This window comes from Telluria sp. ZB4P37 (assembly GCF_059685855.1).
In genome coordinates, this window is record NZ_JCASID010000002.1 from 600,827 (window position 1) to 614,958 (window position 14,132).

The 14,132-nt window shown below is 66.6% G+C and carries 9 protein-coding genes; 2 read left to right on the forward strand and 7 right to left on the reverse strand.

Annotated features, from left to right (window positions below; genetic code table 11):
* The first annotated feature begins 101 nt into the window (after positions 1-101).
* The gene (locus AC56K1_RS07090) at positions 102-3,317 is read left to right on the forward strand and encodes a patatin-like phospholipase family protein (protein ID WP_497157124.1); all 3,216 of its coding nucleotides are present in this window, start codon (positions 102-104) and stop codon (positions 3,315-3,317) included.
* A 93-nt stretch (positions 3,318-3,410) separates the two neighbouring features.
* Here AC56K1_RS07090 and AC56K1_RS07095 read toward each other — a convergent pair whose 3' ends face one another.
* The 5 genes from AC56K1_RS07095 to AC56K1_RS07115 all read right to left on the reverse strand — a co-directional run bounded on the left by AC56K1_RS07095 (position 3,411) and on the right by AC56K1_RS07115 (position 10,318).
* Positions 3,411-5,117, reverse strand: coding sequence for a tetratricopeptide repeat protein (locus AC56K1_RS07095; protein WP_497157125.1), 1,707 nt, complete (start codon positions 5,115-5,117; stop codon positions 3,411-3,413).
* Entirely contained in the window at positions 5,114-5,821 is a 708-nt protein-coding gene (locus AC56K1_RS07100) for a sensor histidine kinase (RefSeq protein ID WP_497157126.1), read from the reverse strand. Before AC56K1_RS07100 ends, AC56K1_RS07095 begins: the two co-directional genes overlap by 4 nt.
* Positions 5,822-6,106: 285 nt before the next feature.
* A complete protein-coding gene (locus AC56K1_RS07105; protein WP_497157127.1) occupies positions 6,107-7,930 on the reverse strand; it encodes a M2 family metallopeptidase in 1,824 nt (607 codons plus the stop codon).
* Between the two features lie 424 nt (positions 7,931-8,354).
* A complete protein-coding gene (locus tag AC56K1_RS07110) occupies positions 8,355-8,699 on the reverse strand; it encodes an EF-hand domain-containing protein (RefSeq protein WP_497157128.1) in 345 nt (114 codons plus the stop codon).
* Positions 8,696-10,318, reverse strand: a complete 1,623-nt coding sequence (locus tag AC56K1_RS07115; protein ID WP_497157129.1) for a S10 family peptidase — start codon at positions 10,316-10,318, stop codon at positions 8,696-8,698. The genes AC56K1_RS07110 and AC56K1_RS07115 overlap by 4 nt, the downstream gene beginning before the upstream one ends.
* A gap of 240 nt (positions 10,319-10,558) precedes the next feature.
* On the opposite strand from AC56K1_RS07115, the gene AC56K1_RS07120 reads away from it, so the two are divergent.
* Positions 10,559-11,866 carry a dipeptidase gene (locus tag AC56K1_RS07120; protein WP_497157130.1) on the forward strand — a complete coding sequence of 436 codons (1,308 nt, stop codon included), beginning with the start codon at positions 10,559-10,561 and terminating at the stop codon, positions 11,864-11,866.
* A 37-nt stretch (positions 11,867-11,903) separates the two neighbouring features.
* Here AC56K1_RS07120 and mnmC1 read toward each other — a convergent pair whose 3' ends face one another.
* Together mnmC1 and AC56K1_RS07130 are read right to left on the reverse strand one after the other, a co-directional pair.
* Positions 11,904-13,592, reverse strand: a complete 1,689-nt coding sequence (gene mnmC1, locus AC56K1_RS07125) for an FAD-dependent 5-carboxymethylaminomethyl-2-thiouridine(34) oxidoreductase MnmC1 (RefSeq protein WP_497157131.1) — start codon at positions 13,590-13,592, stop codon at positions 11,904-11,906.
* Entirely contained in the window at positions 13,558-14,121 is a 564-nt protein-coding gene (locus AC56K1_RS07130; protein WP_497157132.1) for a DNA-3-methyladenine glycosylase I, read from the reverse strand. The genes mnmC1 and AC56K1_RS07130 overlap by 35 nt, the downstream gene beginning before the upstream one ends.
* Positions 14,122-14,132 lie beyond the last annotated feature (11 nt).

The following is a 14,132-nucleotide window of genomic DNA, read 5'->3' on the forward strand; positions in this document are numbered from 1 at the left end:
CTTGACGCAAACGGTAGCGCACGCCTTGCTGGCGTGCTGAACTGGACCAAACGGGACCATCGCAAAGGGTCCCGCCTACCGTGTCCAGCCGGAGTGTGCGCGTGCTCGCTATCGATCCTGCCAGTCTGTCGCCGTCCCGGCTTGCCGACCTGCGTCGCAAGCTGGATGCCGCCGGCTGCCAGCCGCCCGCACATGCCTACACGCTCGGCGACCTGGCCGCGCCCATCGTCGAGTTCCGCCGCCGCCACGGCATCGCCGGCCTCGGCCTGCTCGACGACGTCACCCTGCAACGACTCAACGACATCACGGGCGCCACCTTCAACGACGTCTTCCAGGATGAACTCGACCTCCTGCGCCCGGAGTATGGCCCGGCCCGTGACGCCAACCCGACTCGCGAACTCCCGGTGCGCGCCCATGCGGCCGGCCTGGTCGGCCTGGCCCTGTCAGGCGGCGGCGTGCGCAGCGCCACCTTCGGGCTTGGCGTGCTGCAGGCACTGGCCGGCAAGGGTCTGCTGCGCCAGCTCGACTACCTGTCAACCGTGTCAGGCGGCGGCTTCATCGGCGGCTGGCTCTCCAAGTGCATCCACGAACAGGGCGGCAACGTGGGCGCGGTCGAAGCCATGCTGGCGCCCGCCGCCGGCACGCCCGAGGCCCCGGCGCTGCGCTTCCTGCGCCAGTACAGCAACTATCTGTCGCCGCGCGGCGGCATGTTCAGCGCCGACACCTGGACCCTGATCGGCACCTATGTGCGCAACACGGGCCTCAACCTCACCATGCTGGTGGCCTGGCTGTGCGCCCTGCTGCTGCTGCCGCGCGCCGCCGTGTGGGCGGTGCACCGCATCGTCAGCCCGGGCGGGCCCTGGGCCATCTATGCCGACGTCACCTGGATCCTGGGGGCGCTGCTGTTCCTCGGCGCCGTCTTCGGCATCGCGCTGAGCATCTCCAGCAAGCCCTCGAGCTCGCGCGGCCTGCGCCGCTTCCCGCTGTCGCAGGGCGCGGTGCTTTGGTGGATCAACCTGCCGCTGCTGCTGGCGGGCTTCCTCGGCAGCGTGGGACTGTGGCGCTATGGCGGCGCGCCGGTGTGGGAAATGGGCGCGCTGCCGGCCCAGTTCCAGGGGCGGCCCTACTGGCTGCTGGCGCCCGGCATCGTGTACTTCTTCGTGTGGGCCTGCGGCTGGTATCTCGCGCACGACCGCACCAGCGCCTACCGGCGCGCCGGCTACACGGCCTGCGCCGCCAGCGCGGTCACCGTGATGGCGATCCTGTCCGCGGCGGCCTGCACCTTCGCCCCGAAATTCCTGCTGCAGTTCATGGCGCCAGATACCAGCAGCTACCTGGTGAGCGGGTTGCTGGTGCTGGCCGCCATCCTGTTCGTGCTGGCCGTGGCGCTGGGCATCGCGGCCTGGTTCCAGCCCAACCGCCCATCGGCCGACGTGACGCGCCACGAACTGATCGAAGGCGGTGCGCACCTGGTGTGCGCCATCGGCGCACTCACCATCGGCACGATCCTGCTGCTGCTCGGACTGGGGCTGCTGCCGCAGCCGGCCAAACATCCGGTGCTGAACAATGCCATTGCCCTGGCCACCTTCGGTATGCCGCTGATGATGGCGCTGTTCGCCAGCACCATGACCCTGATGATCGGCCTGATCGGCCGCATGTACAGCGACGCCAGCCGCGAATGGTGGAGCCGCCAGGGCGCCTGGGCCTGGATCTTCGCGCTGGCCTGGGTCACGATGTTCGGCATCGCCTTCTTCCTCGGACCCCTGCTGCACTGGGCCTGGCTGACCTACGATCCGTGGGGCCACATCACCACCCTGCTCGGCTGGCTGGCCGTGACCTGGTTCGGCCTGAAGGCCGGCAGCGGCAGCGCGACCGGCATGCGCACGGCCGACTGGCGCCTCGACCTGGCCGCGCGCCTGGCGCCCTATGTGTTCACGGCCGGCGTGTTCGCGCTGCTGGGCACCCTGGTGCAGCTGGTGGTGGCCCCGCCCCACCTCGACTGCCACGGCCCCATCACGCTGGTTTGCGTGTACGGCGCCCACGCCAGCGCCACGCTCGCCACCGGCGGCACGCGGCTTGCGTGGGCCTTCGGCGGCTTCATGTTCTTCGCGCTGCTGCTCGGCTGGCGCGTCGACATCAACAAGTTTTCGCTCTACATGCTGTACCGGAACCGGCTGGTGCGCGCCTATTTCGGCGCCAGCAGCCGCGCGCGCAACCCGCACCCGTTCACCGGCTTCGATCCCGGCGACGATCCGCTGCTCGAAGACCTGAAGAACCAGCGCCCCTGCCACATCATCAATACCTCGCTCAACCTGGTCGGCGGCGAGGAACTCGCATGGCGCACCCGCAAGGCCGCCTCGTTCACCTTCACGTCGCGCTACTGCGGCTTCGAGCTGCCCGAGCAGGCGGCCAGCAGCGATGCAGGACATGATGCGACCCGCGGCTGCTACCGCCCGACCGACCAGTATGGCTCGCGCTCCGGCCCCGGGGCCGACGACGACGCCGGCGTGCGGCTCGGCATGGCGGTGGCGGTGTCGGGCGCCGCGGCCAGCCCCAACATGGGCGCGCACTCCTCGCCGCCGCTGAACTTCCTGATGACGATGTTTAACGTGCGTCTCGGCCGCTGGTGCCCCAACCCGCGCCAGGCCGCCTGGCAGCAGTCCTCGCCACCGGTCGGCCTGTTCAGCCTCCTGGCCGAGCTGTTCGGCCTGACCAATGCCGACGCCAGCTATGTCTACCTGTCCGACGGCGGGCATTTCGACAACCTCGGCATTTACGAGCTGGTGCGGCGGCGCTGCCGCCTGATCATTGCGGTGGACGTGGCCAGCGACGGCGCGCTGTCTTTTGAAGACCTGGGCAACGCGATCCGCAAGTGCGCGACCGACCTGCACGTGCGCATCGACCTGGACGTATCGAAGCTCGCCCAGCGCGGCGGCGAAGGCCTGTGCGGCGCCAGCTGCGCGGTCGGCAAGGTAGCGTACAGCCAGATCGGCCAGGGCGGCGTCGACGGCACCCTGGTCTACCTGAAGCCGGCCATCGTCGGGCGCGAGAACGCGGATTTGCTCAACTACCGCAAGGTGCATCCCTCGTATCCGCACGAGAGCACGGCGGACCAGTGGTTCGACGAGACCCAGTTCGAGAGCTACCGGGCGTTGGGACAGTACATCGGCGAATGCGCGCTGGGCGGCGCGGTGGATGCGGCGCGCAAGGATGACGGCGCGATCGACGTGGGCATGTTGTGCACGGAGCTGGCGCGGCGGCATGGGGATGCGCCGCCGCCCCTTCCGTGCCGGAATGTTCGGGAGCGGTGCCGCTGATGCGTTAGTGGTGTGCGGGCAATCGGGGGAGACGATGCCAATGGCATTGTTCCCGCGAAGGCGGGAACCCAAGTTCGTAGCACAGTCGCGAACTCAAGCCGCAGCCACCTCGCCAGTCGCCTTACTCACCACCACCGGCTCCTCCACCTTCGGCACCAGCAGCATCAACTGCTCCATCAACTGCGCAAACCGCTGCTGCCCCGGCTGCAGCCGGTCGACGTGCCCCAGCACGCCGTGCGCCTCTTCCAGGCGTTCGACGCTGTAACCGCGCTGCTGCATGTACGACACCAGGATCTGCGCCGAATTGAACAGGATGCGCACATTGTGCGGCAGCGCCGCGCGCGCGTTGCGCATCCACTCCACGGCTTCGGCCAGCTTGTTGGTCTTCCAGAGCAGCACGCCCTGGTTCATCAGGTCGATCGCTTCCTTGCGCGCGCCGCGGATCAGGGCTTCGCCCTCCTCGCCCATGCGCGCCTTTTCGAAAATCTTCTGCACCTCGTCCTGCAGCAGCTGGTTGTCGTGGTTATTGCGGATGACGTAGCACAGCAGCTCGACCGGCGCTTCCTTGACGCCGACCGCGAACAGCAGCGTGGCCATCTCCAGGCAGGTCGGCACGTCCGGGCGCGCCGAGCTGGCCTGCAGCAGCGCCTCCAGCTCATCGCCGGCCTTGCGCGCACGGCGGTAGTCGCCGCTCTCGTGGTAGACCAGGCCTTCGGTGATCTTGGCGCGCAGTTCGATGTCCGGATGCTCGGCGCCGAAGTCGCGCTGCACCGCGATCAGGAGCTGCAGCGCTTCCTTCGGATCGTTCTTCAGGCCGCAGACGCGCGCCAGGCCGAGGTAGGCGTCCGGCGTCTTGCGGATCGAGTATTCGCCGACTGCGATGCATTTGCGGAAGGCCTTCTCGGCCATGCCCACGTTGCCCAGCTTTAGGCAAGCCTGGCCCAGGTTGCGCTGGCGCGGCACCGAATTGGGCGAGAGCTTGGCCGCGCGCTCCAGGATGCCGAGGGCTTCCTCGTGCTGGCCCATGTTCTGGTAGCTGAGGGCCAGCTGGTCATAGGCGTCGATGTAATAGCGGTTCACGGCGATCACGGTCTGGAACATCTGGCGTGCCTGCTCGTAGTCGCCATCGGCCAGGCGGATCTTGGCCAGGCCCGAACGGGCCCACTGGTACTCGCGCTGGGCCAGCACGCGCTCATAGGTCTCGCGCGCCTTGCCCGGCTCACCGCTTTTCTCCATCAGCCGCGCCTTCATGCGCAGCAGGTCGATCTCGTGCACCTTGTTGCCCGCCACCTGCTCGTCGCACAGGCGTGCGGCGCGCAGGTAATCCTTCTCGGCATAGGCCTGGTCGATCAGGCTGAACACCTGCTTCTTGCGCCACACGCGGTTCAGGCGCGACAACAGCACGCCCTCGGTGATCGGCTTGACCAGGTAGGCGTCCGGCTGGTGCTCGGCCGCACCCATCACCGACTCGACGCTTTTTTCGGCCGAGACCATCAGGAACACGCTCGAAGGCAGCAGCAGGTTGCGCATGCGCGCTTCTTCCAGCACCTGCTGGCCATTCTTGCCCTCGCCCAGGTTGAAGTCGCACAGCACCACGTCGTAGCGGGTCTTGTTCAGCATGCCCATGGCCTCGCCGCCGCTGGACGCCTGGTCGATATTGCGCGCGCCCAAGCTGCGCAGCGCCTCGCGCAGCAGCTGGCGCACGCCGATGAAGTCGTCCACGACAAGATAGTTCTTGCCGGCCCAGTCGATCTGGTCGGCGACGGCGGGTGCGGTGAAGGTGTTCAAGGCCGCATTCATGGCAGCGCCAGGATGAAGCAGCCGCCGTCGAGCGGGCCGCCGTTTTCCAGCCGCACCGTGCCCACGCGCTCGCGGTGGCGGTGCATCTTCGCGACCTCGCGCGAGAAGTGCAGGCCCAGGCCCGCACTGTTGGTCAGGAAGTTCACACCGCTGGAGGTGCCGCTCAGCGCCGCGCTGCCGGCCTCCAGCAGCGAGGCCGGATAGCCGGCGCCGTTGTCCTCGACGCGGATCTCCAGCCAGCCATCGCGCTCGCGCGCGGACAAGCGTATGCGGTCGCGCGTGTAATGGACGGCGTTGTTGATCGCATGCGAGACCACGCCGACGATCAGGTCTTCGTCGACATGCCAGACCAGATCCTGCTCGACGTCGAGTTCAAGTTGAATGCCACGCGACTCCAGCAACACGCGCTCCAGCGCCACCACTTGCTCGACCAGCTGGCCGGCTTCGATCGGCTGCACGTCGAACGGGTATTCCGGCGTGCCGACGTGCTTGTACAGCGCCAGCAGCTGCATCAGGCTGTCGTTCAGGCGGCGCGTCTGGTACAGCATCTGCGCCATCTGCGGATAGGCTTTTTCGGTCTCAGGCGAAGCGTCATCGAGCAGGCGCTCGAGCGTGCCGGACAGAACACTGATCGAGTTCTTCATGTCGTGCGCGGTGGACGCCAGAAACAGGAACAGCTCGTTCGATTGTGGTGAGTCTTCCATCGCGGGGGCCGGCGGACCGAAAAAGTTACTGTACGTCAATTATAACGCGATGAATTTGACAATTCATTTTCGGAAAGTAACTGAGGGCGGCGCAACAACACTTTTGAGGATCGACTTGTTCAGCCTGACTTTAGCTTGCCGTAGCTGTAGTTTCAACGCCTCATCGAGGACGTCGAGTATGTGGCGACGTGACCGATGCCATAATCTCCGGCATCAAAGTGACCGACGCAAAATAAGCACAAGCGCATGGCCGGTTTGCACCGGCCATATCCGTGCTAATCGCTGTTACTTCTTGACCTCGACTGCGGCCAGCTGTTTATTCTGCTCGTCCAACCAGGTTTTCAATGGCGCAAAATAGTCTAGCAATGCGGAGCCGTCGATCTTGTCTTCACCCGTGGCCACCCTCAGCGCCTCCTGCCATGGCTTGCTCGCGCCCATTTCCAGCAGACTTTGCAACTTGGCACCCGCCTTCTGGCTGCCATAGATCGAGCAACGGTGGAGCGGCCCTTTGTAGCCGGCTTCCGCGCACAGGGAGCGGTGCAGCTGGAACTGCAGCAGATGGGCCAGGAAGTAGCGTGCGTACGGCACGTCGGCTGCCACGTGGTACTTGGCGCCGGCATCGAATCCGCCCGCGGCCATCGGCGTCGGGCGGCTCACGCCCATGTACTGCTCGCGCAGCTGCCACCAGGTTTTGTCGTAGTCTTCCGGCTTGACCTTGCCGGCATACACATCCCAGCGCCATTTGTCGACCGAGTAGGCAAACGGCAGGAAGGCCACCTTGGACAGGGCCACCTGCAGCAATTCGCCGATGTCGGCATTGGCCTCGGGTGCCTTGTCCATGAAGCCGAGCTGCTGGTAGTAGCTTGGCGTCATCGACAGCGCGACCGTGTCGCCAATGGCTTCGTGGAAGCCATCGTTGGCGCCGGTCTGGAACAGGATCGGCTGCTTCTTGTAGGCCAGGAAGTAATAGATGTGGCCCAGCTCGTGGTGGATGGTCTTGAAGTCTTCGGCAGTCGGCGTGATGCACATCTTCATGCGCACGTCGTCCAGGCGGTCGAGGCTCCAGGCCGATGCGTGGCACACCACGTCGCGGTCGCCCGGTTTGGTCAGCAGGGAGCGGGTCCAGAAGCTCTCCGGCAGCTTCGGCATGCCGAGCGAGGTGTAGAAGCGCTCGGCGTACTGCGACATTTCCTTGGCCGAAGTTTTGCGCTCGACCAGCACCTTGCTCAAGTCGAAGCTGCTGCTGCCGGTAGCCGGCTTGAGCAGCGGATAGATGTGCTCCCAGTTCTGGCTCCACATATTGCCGAACAGGTGAGCCGGCACCGGACCGCTGGCCGGCACCACGGCCCCGCCGTAGTTCTGGCGCAGCTTCAGGCGGGTGTAGGTGTGCAGCGAATCGTACAGCGGCTTGACCTGCTGCCACATGCGCTCCATCTCGGCGGCGAACTGCTCGGGCTTCATGTCGTACTGCGAGCGCCACAGGGCGCCGGTGTCGGCAAAGCCCATTTCGCGCGCGCCCTTGTTGGACAGAGCCACGTAGTCGACATAGGTCTGCTTGTAGCTCGGCGCCTGCTGGTGCCAGCCGGTCCAGGCGTCTTTCAGCTTGACGGGATCGCGGCTAGTGGCCAAGGTCTTTTCAAGGTCGCCCAGCGCAAGGCAGGCATCCTTCGATTCGCTCGGGCAGTATTTGGCTTTGCCGTAGGCGCCGGACAGGGCAGCCTGCTTGCTGGCGTAGTCAGCGCGCTCCGTCGGATCCGACAGCATCAGGGTCAGCTGCAGCAGCTTGAGCTTGCGCGCCGGGTCATCCTTCAGCTTGAGGCCGTTGTAACGGCGTGCGGCCAGAGCCGCCTCCCCCTGCGCCGTCAGGGCCTTTTCCCCGAAATAGGCCGCAATCGCTTCGCTGTCGTCGGTGATGAAGTTCGCGCCGATCCATTGAGCGCGGACTATGTTCTCGTACTCGTTGGCGAACCGGGTTTCGGTGGCCAATAAAAACTTCTCGGCATCGGCCACAGTCGGTGTGGCTTTCGGTGCGGCCAGCGCGCTGCTGGCGACGGCGATGGCGGTCAGCGCGAACAGCGCGGCGAGGCGGGGTGGGCGTGGCAATTTCAAGCTTGTCTCCTTCGATTGAGCGGGTCTGCTTTTGTTGTATACAGTTACCGCCAGCATACCAAAGCACTGCCGTTACAAGGCAGATTTCGGCCGGTTCAAGCCTCACGCTGGCGAACTGGCGAACGACGAAGCATTGAGGACGTGAGCGCACCCTGCTTCACAAAGAAGAAGCAAGCAGCGATATACAGTGGTGACATGCCAATCAATAGCAAGGCCAGCCCGCCCTCCCAGGACGGCAACCATGTGCCCTGCGGGCTGAAAAACCGACGCTAAAAGAATATCCGGCAAATGCGAGAATCAGTCGGGTGACGAACGGCGACGATTGGGCGGTCGCAGGCCTATATTAGCGTCCGCGTCTTCCTCAAAGCGAGCAAGTCACCTGACCGGAAGAGACAGTCATTGCAAGCGCATTTCGGCTCACGGCCTAGCGCCGGTCTGCTTTCATCCGCGTCAGATAGGCGCGCAAATCATCGAAGCTGACGGCGCCGCGGCGCCCGGTGTCGATCTCGTCGAAATGCCTGGCAACGAAGCCAAAATTCTTCGCTTCGTCGGCCGACAGGCTGCCGTTGCCGTCGACATCCGCCGCCCGGAATTGCTTCTCCAGCTTGGCCAGCGCCTGCGCGCGCAGCGCCGCGCCGGTTGCCGGCGGCGCTTCGGCCGCACGGTTGCGCAGCGCTGGCGGCACCATGCCGTCGACGCCGACCTGGGGCTCCGCCGCGGCCGGGGCCGCCGCGCTGGCAAGGAGTAGGAACAGAAGCATGGTTTTCATTGTGCCACCGATTGGCTGTTGTAGAAGGTGCGCAGGTCGGCCTTCTGGAGGCGGCGCACGCGGTCGTCGAGGTAGCTCATGTGCCCGCTGTCGTAGTTGCGGATCTGGATCCCGGCGCTGGAGCCCAGCCGCGCCAGGTCAAGCTCGGTTTGGTAGAACGGCGTCGCCAGGTCATGGTAGCCGCCCATGGCGAGCACCTTCATGGCGGGATTGAGCGTTAGGGCCGCGGCCAGGTCCGGGATCGTGTCGGGCAGCGCCTTGCCGTCGTGGGCGAACTGCCACTGGTCGAGCACATTGTTCGAGCCGAGGTAGGGCGTCAGCGCCTTGTAGCGCAGTTCGGTTTCGAGATAGCCGCGGATGCTGCTGTTGAAGACGTTGCCGACTATATTGAGCGACGGGTCGCCGCCGGCCGCCAGCGCACTGCCGACGGGGGCGCGCACCCGGGCGTCGTAGCGTCCGATCACCTGCCCCGGCTGCAGGCGCGCGCGATAGGCGCCGGGGACCATCGACAAGTCCTGGCGCCAAGTCAGCGCCGGCAGTCCGGTGTAACCGGCCAGCTGGGTCACGGTGGCGTCGGTCGGCGGCACGCCGCTGGCAAGGAAGGCGCCGACCTCGCTGCGGTAGGCGCCTGCGGCGAACTCGCGCACGCGCTGCAAGACCGACGAGAAGTCAGTCGGCAGGCTGCCGCCGTTCTGGTAGTAGCTCGATACGGCCGCATAGCTCGGCAGATAGCCTTCGCAGCTGAGCTGGCCGGGATTGAACACGCCGCAGTTGGAGTTGTAGTTCATCGCCGGCGATTGCAGCATGACGCCGGCCACGCGCACCCCGGCGCTCTCCAACAGGTTGGCCAGTACGGCGGTGCGCGGTCCGCCGTAGGATTCGCCGAACAGGTAGACCGGCGAGGCCTGCCGGTTATTAGCGGCGAGATAGCGGCGCACGAAGTCGCGGAAGGCCGCCGCGTCCTGGTCGACGCCCCAGAACTGGGCATTGGTGCGCGGCGCGATCGCCTGCGAATAGCCGGTGCCGATGGCGTCGACAAATACCAGGTCGGAATGGTCCAGCAGCGTTTCCTGGTTGTCGACCAATGCCGGCGCAGTCACGGGCGGCTCGGTCGATGGGAAAGTGGTGGCCATCCGGCGCGGTCCGAACGAGCCCAGGTGCAGCCAGATCGAGGCCGAACCCGGGCCGCCGTTGTAGAAGAAGGTGACCGGCCGCTGCGCCGCCGGCAGCGCGCCGGCGGTATAGGCGACGTAGAAGAAGGACGCCGCCGGCTGTCCGGTCTGCAGGTCGGTCGCCGTCAGGTGGCCGGTGGTGGCGGTGTAGTCGAGCGGACGGCCCTCCAGGCTGATGCGCGCCTGGACCGTGGCGGCGTTCTCCGTCGCACTGGCCAGCGCGGCCGAGGCTCCTCCGGAATAGATGACCGGATCGGCGTAGCTGCCCGGCAGCGCCGCGACTGGCGGCGGCGGTGGCGGCGTCACTACCACCGGCAGGGCGGGTGCCGGAGAACCGCCGCCACCTCCGCCGCATGCGGCCAGGGAGGCCGCGAGCAGGATGCCGGTCAAATGATAGAAATGAGCCGCGCGGCGCGGCGCTGGCGCAGAACGTTGAGTGGCGGTCATGTTCTTTTGGAAAGCTATCGGGGATGACGCCGATTATGCGCCGACTGAAAAAAAACTCAACAGTAATCAGTGCGGTTGCCGCCTGGGCTGGCTGAGCGACATTCCTATAACGATGCCGCGCATTGGCAAGCTGCTATGCTGAACAAACGGTCGGGTTCGCTCACGGACGGACCTGATCACCGCATTCAGGCTCTCGTCCACCATGCCATCCATACAATTCGACGCACACCACAGGCACCCATGAAACACTCATCCCGATGCCCCCTCCTTGCCCTTGCGATCGCACTTGGTATCTGCACCGCGCTGCCGGCCGCGGCGCAGCATGCCGATACGGGTGCCCGGGTCAGCAGGCTGCTGAAGACCTCGCCCGTCATTGATGCGCATAACGATTTGTTGTGGGAGCTTCGCGATCGCTACGGCAGCGACCTCGGAAAGATCGACCTGGGATCGAACACCGCCACGCTGCCGCCGGCGCCGGGTGGACCATCCGATTTGCCGCCGTTGATGACCGACGTGCCGCGCCTGCGGGCCGGCCATGTGGGAGGACAGTTCTGGTCGGTATGGATTCCCACCGGCGTGACGGGACCCGCGGCCATCAAGATGACCATCGAACAGATCGACCTGGCCAAGCGGATGGTGCAGCGCTATCCCGACCATCTGGTCATGGCGTACAGCGCCGACGATATCGAACGCGCCAGGAAAACGAGCCGTATCGCCTCCCTGATCGGGATCGAAGGCGGCCACCAGATCGATAATTCCCTGTCGGTGCTTCGCCAGTTGTACGCGATGGGCGCGCGTTACATGACGCTCACGCACACGTCGAACACCGGCTGGGCCGATTCAGCCACGGACAACCCGGTGCACAAGGGCTTGTCGCCATTCGGCCTTGCCGTGGTCGGCGAGATGAACCGTCTTGGCATGATGGTGGACCTGAGTCATGTCTCTCCCGAGGCGATGAAGGCAGCCTTGCGCGCGAGCCGGGCGCCGGTCATGTTTTCTCACTCGAATGCCCGCGCCTTGCTCGACCATCCGCGCGGTGTGGACGATGAGGTTCTGGCACTGGTCGCAAAAAACCGTGGCATCGTGATGGTGAACTTCAATCCAGGTTACGTTTCGCAGGCCGTTGCCACCTACGAAGCAGCGCTTGCCGCGGAACAGAGCCGCTACAATGCGCCTCCCTACGCCGGCCTGTACATCGGTCAACCGGAGCGCGCCGCCGCCGCGCTCGATGCGTGGAAAAAGAACAATCCTGCACCGCGCGCCACCATCTCGATGGTCGCCGACCACATGGACCACATTCGCAAGGTCGCCGGCGCAGACAGCGTCGGCATCGGCGCCGACCTCGACGGGATCATGCACACCCCCGATGGACTGGACGGCGTGGACAAGTATCCGGCCCTCTTCCAGGAATTGGCGCGCCGCGGCTGGACCGACGAGGACATGGCCAAGGCAGCTCGCGGAAATATCTTGCGCGTGCTGCGCGAGAATGAAGGAGCAGCACGACGCCAGGCCAGGGAACTGCCGTCCGAGGCCCTCTTCAAGCCTTGAGGCCACCGAACCACCGGCCGCAACCGGGCAGACGGTCTCAGTCCGGACCAGCGAGCGGCGCCTTGCCGGAGCGCCGCGCACGCAGCACGAAGCGGGCCGGGTCAAGCGCGTCGACCAGCGCGGTTTCCAGCGGTAGCGGTTCGCCCTCGAGTTGGGCCGCGAGCAGTTCGGCGGCGAGCGGCGCCCAGATCAGGCCGCGCGAGGCATAGCCGAGCAGGCAATGCAGGCCGCGATGGCGCGGGACGTCGCGCAGGCGTTCGGTGGCGCCGGCGGCGGCGAAATCCGGGAGGCGGCCCACCAGCGGCAGGCGGTCCGGCGCCACGCACCGGAAGCCCACGCGGCCGGCCAACGGCACGCCTTCGGCAGCAATCGGGTCGGACACCAGGCCGCGCAGGCGCCCGATGTTCTCCTGCTGGCTCGAGGCGCGCAGGTGTGGATCGTCGTCGAGGTCATAGGTGGCGCCGGCACACAGGATGCCGCCCGCTGCCGGGGTCAGGTAGGCTTCGCGGCACAGCACCAGCGGCAAGCGGGGCGCGGCGCCGTTTGGCAAGTGGGTGACCTGACCGCGCAGTGCGGCCAGCGGCAGGCCGGCGGATTGCGCCAGCCGGCGCGCGCCGGCGCCGCTGGCCAGCACCACGGTCGGCGCACGCGCGACGACGGCGCCATCTTCGGCGCGCGCCAGCCACTCGCCGTCTTCACTTTCGAGCGTGATGCTGCCCACGCCGAAGCGTCGTGTCAGCCGCTCGCCGCAGGCAGCCAGCATCGTTTCGCACACGCTGCCGGGACGCGCCCAGCCGCCCTGGGCGAACTGCCAGCCGCCATCGGGAGCGGGTAAGCCGAGCAGCGCTTCGGCCTCTTCGCGCTCGAGCCAGCGCGCGAACTCCGGCGGGTAATTTCCCTCGGATGCGATGGCGCGCGAGACCTCGGCATGACCGGCGTCGCGCGCCAGTTGCAGCACGCCGCAGGCCTGGCCTTCGATCGCGCCGCCGATGCCCCCGAGCTGGCGCCAGGCCCTTAGCGCATACAGGTAGGCGGCGCGCGTCAGGCGGGTCGGGAGGTTGTCGTCGCGCGAGAGCAGCGGCATGAAGATGCCAGCCAGGTTGCCCGAGGCCTCCATGGCGGGCGCCGGGTGGCGTTCGACGAGGGTGACTTCCCAGCCGCGCGCGCACAGCGAGGCGCAAGCGGCGGCGCCGGCCAGCCCCGCCCCGACGACGAGCGCACGCCGCTCGGGGATCGGCGGCACCGGCAGGCGCGGCTTGCGGCTGGCGAAGACGGCCTCGCTATCGCGGCCGAACACGAAGCCTTGCGCCGCCAGCGCCGCGCGTTGTTCCTCGTCCAGCGCGGTGGCAAGCAAGCGCGCGTCGCTTGCGACGATGCGCGCGAGCGGTCGCACGAAGCCGGTTCCGGGGACGGCATCCAGGAACACGGCGTCGGGCTGCGCGCCCAGCTGCGCCAGGGCAGCTTCCGGCGGCATCGCGAGCAAGGTCAAGGTCAGGCGCGGATCGTCCTGCGGGATACGGTGGAAACCCGGCTGTAAATCCGTCGCGAGCGCCACGACGTGCAGCCGCGCGGGCCGCTGTGGGTCGGCCAGCCAGTCGGCCTGCAGCGCGCGCACGGCTGCGCCATCGCCGTAGCCTGTGGCGAACACCGTATAGCGTTCGCGGCCACGCCAGTGCGCGCGCAGGTCCATGTCAGCGCCCGGCGTGCCGGAAGCAGGCCCGGTCATGGTCGTCCACCATCCCGATGCCCTGCATGTAGGCATAGATGATGGTCGAGCCGACGAACTTGAAGCCGCGCTTGCCCAGGTCTTTCGAGATCCGGTCCGACAGCTCGGTCTTGGCGGGACGCGATCCATCCGGCCAGTCGTTGACGATCGGCTTGCCGTCGACCCAGCCCCACAGGTAGGCATCCAGCGTCAGGTCCTGCTCGCGCATGGCGAGATAGGCCTTGGCATTGGTGATTGCGCTTGCCACTTTCAGGCGGTTGCGCACGATGCCGGAATTGGCCAGCAGCTCGGCGGTCTTGGCATCGCCGTAGCGCGCGATTTTTTCGGCGTCCCAGCTGTCGAAGGCGGCGCGGTAGTTGTCGCGCTTGTTCAGGATAGTCTCCCACGACAGGCCGGCCTGCGCGCCTTCGAGGTTGAGCATCTCGAACAGCGTAGTCTCGTCGTGGCAGGGCACGCCCCACTCATGATCGTGGTAAGCGAGATAGCGCGGGTTGGCCATGTTGGCCCAGGAGCAGCGGGTAGGTGTCATCGCAGGAGTAT